We start from the raw sequence: 1,849 nt of genomic DNA, 5'->3' as shown, positions 1-1,849 counted from the left end.
TTTTTATCATTTCTTCTGCACTACTGATAACGTTACTCTGGCTTTGATTTGCATCTATTTTTAAAATTTTTACTTCTTTTTGAACAAAGATATCTATCCTGTCAAAGAAATAATCATAATACTTTTTTATTGTATCCAAATTATCAGGATCTTCAAGTTTTGAAAGTTGTTTGCCCCTAAAATTTAATCCCTTTCTTCCATCTTTTATTCTTTTGAGTGCAACTGGGAGGGATACATCAAGATATATTATTGCATCTGGAATTTTCAGCATTTTCGATACATTCATCATCCATTTAATAGTTTCTTCCTTACTGCCAAAAAATTTTTCAAGCATAGGCCCTTCATATGCTATTGAGGATACAATATACCGGTCGCATAAAACATATTCGTACTGATTTATTTCTTCCTGATGTTCAAGCCTGTCATATGTAAACAGGAAAAAATTATAAAATGAGTTATATTGATTGCTTAAGGTTTTAAGCTTTGCAAATTCAAATTTATCCGTTGGCTCTCTGGTAAAATGAAACATATCCAGTTTTGCTTTCAAAGAGTTTACAAGTGTAGTTTTTCCGGAGCCATCAATGCCTTCTACTGTAATGAACATTAAAAGGTTATAATTAATGGTTATAAATTATTATTTATAAAAAATGTTATCAGGGATTAAATAATTATTAATAGTAATTAATTATTTAGAATAAATGCTTCCGAGTATTGAAGAATTAAGGAAAATGCGGAAATCACTGGGTATAAGCCAGAAGGAACTGGCACGCATAAGCGGTGTAAGCCAGTCATATATTGCCAGGCTTGAAAAAGGTGAAATAAATCCTGCATATGACAAGGTCAGGAAAATTTTTGAATACCTTAACAGTTCAGGAAACCGCGCCAAGGATATAGACATAAAAGCTGAGCTTATTATGACAAAGGATGTAGATACATGTGAAATGAACGATTCTATAATTTCAGCACTGAATAAAATGAGGGAAAAAGGATACTCGCAGTTGCCTGTTGTAACATCCGATAAAAGAATTATAGGCACAATTACTGAATCTAATATAAATGATATGTTGATAAAAGGCACAAGCATCGAATCACTTAAACATTTAATAATCAAGAAAGTTATGGGCAATGTCCTTCCACAGCTTGATAAAAACAGTCCAATTTCAATGATATACCCACTTTTAAAATATTCAAATGCCGTTCTTATAGTTGACGGGACAGAGCTTAAGGGAATAATAACAAAGGCAGACGTACTCAAGGCAGTTGAAACTTATGGTTAATATAATTCTATTCTCAATTTATGGGATTATTCTATTTCTTCCGGCGTTTATAGCCAATCCTGGGGCAGTTATAACTGGCGGGCATTTTATTATAGATAAAGGTAAAACATACCACGGAAAACGGATATTTGGCGATGGCAAGTCCTGGTCAGGATTTATTGGAGGTTCTCTAATAGGCATACTTTCTGGAATTATAATTTATTATATTGTTATTGCATTAAAAATTCCTTATCCTGATTATGGAAAAACTCTGATAGCAGCAATATTTGTTCTCATACCAATGAGCTTTGGATCACTTGCTGGAGACATAACTGGTTCATTCATAAAAAGAAGAATAGGCATGAAACGCGGTGCAAAAGGATCAATACTGGATCAGTGGCCCTTTGTCATGGTATCATTTCTTATGGTTTTTATATTTGCAAGAGGATTTTTTATGGAAATTTACGGAGACCTTATTCCAGTAGCAGTAATATTAATAATAACGCCGCCAATACACAGGGGAGTAAATATACTAGCATATAAATTTAAAATGAAGGATGTTCCATGGTAAAAATGGTAATTGCTGTTAGAAA

3 protein-coding genes are annotated in these 1,849 nt (G+C 32.7%); 2 read left to right on the top strand and 1 reads right to left on the bottom strand.

Annotated features, from left to right (window positions below; translation table 11 throughout):
* A partial coding sequence (gene tmk / locus WKI77_RS07565) for a dTMP kinase (protein ID WP_337861215.1) occupies positions 1-604 on the bottom strand: 604 nt, incomplete at its 3' end.
* A 94-nt stretch (positions 605-698) separates the two neighbouring features.
* Here tmk and WKI77_RS07560 point away from each other — a divergent pair.
* Both WKI77_RS07560 and WKI77_RS07555 read left to right on the top strand, forming a co-directional pair.
* On the top strand, positions 699-1,277 hold the full coding sequence (locus tag WKI77_RS07560; protein ID WP_337861214.1) for a CBS domain-containing protein: 579 nt from the start codon (positions 699-701) through the stop codon (positions 1,275-1,277).
* Positions 1,270-1,827 carry a CDP-2,3-bis-(O-geranylgeranyl)-sn-glycerol synthase gene (locus WKI77_RS07555; protein WP_337861213.1) on the top strand — a complete coding sequence of 186 codons (558 nt, stop codon included), beginning with the start codon at positions 1,270-1,272 and terminating at the stop codon, positions 1,825-1,827. Before WKI77_RS07560 ends, WKI77_RS07555 begins: the two co-directional genes overlap by 8 nt.
* Positions 1,828-1,849 lie beyond the last annotated feature (22 nt).

It is taken from the genome of Ferroplasma sp., from assembly GCF_037442045.1.
Taxonomy (GTDB): domain Archaea; phylum Thermoplasmatota; class Thermoplasmata; order Thermoplasmatales; family Thermoplasmataceae; genus Ferroplasma.
The sequence above is the reverse complement of the archived record's forward strand: the minus strand, read 5'-3'. Positions and strand labels throughout refer to the sequence as shown.

Excerpts from the sequence above, each read along its gene's own strand:
- WKI77_RS07560 (WP_337861214.1), top strand. The coding sequence starts at position 699 with ATGCTTCCGAGTATTGAAGAATTAAGGAAAATGCGGAAATCACTGGGT.
- WKI77_RS07555 (WP_337861213.1), top strand. The coding sequence starts at position 1,270 with ATGGTTAATATAATTCTATTCTCAATTTATGGGATTATTCTATTTCTT.